The sequence below is a fragment of the Mycobacterium sp. DHQP2018-32-09 genome (genome assembly GCF_058148405.1).
This window is the reverse complement of the sequence record NZ_JBYVYK010000213.1, coordinates 1-376: the sequence shown is the minus strand read 5'-3', so window position 1 is coordinate 376 and position 376 is coordinate 1. Positions and strand designations below refer to the sequence as shown.

Annotated in this window: 1 protein-coding gene; it reads left to right on the top strand. The window is 72.1% G+C overall.

Features of this window, described 5'->3' with window-relative positions; translation table 11 throughout:
- Positions 1–6: 6 nt before the first annotated feature.
- Positions 7–376 (top strand): DUF222 domain-containing protein (locus AC30CM_RS27405; protein ID WP_490120039.1); only part of this gene is annotated, 370 nt, incomplete at its 3' end.

The following is a 376-nucleotide window of genomic DNA, read 5'->3' as shown; positions in this document are numbered from 1 at the left end:
GAGGTGGTGATCGGTTCCCAGCGGCGTGACCGCACCGTGCCCATGTCGGCGACGTTGACCCCGGAGGCGGCGGCGCTGCTGGAGGTGTTGTTGGCCAAGTACGCCGCCCCGGGCATGTGCCATCCCGGTGACGCCGAGCCGTGTGTGTCGGGGACGCCGTCGCAGGCCCAGATCGACGCCGATGCCCGCACGGTCGGTCAGCGCCGTCACGACGCGTTGGCGTTCGTGCTGCGCGCCGCCCTGGGGAACAAGGAACTCGGCACGCTGACCGGGATGCCGACCACGGTGATCGTGCGGACCACACTGGCCGATCTGGCCGCCCGCGCCGGGATCGCGGTCACCGGCGGCGGGACGCTGATGCCGATCCCGGACGTGT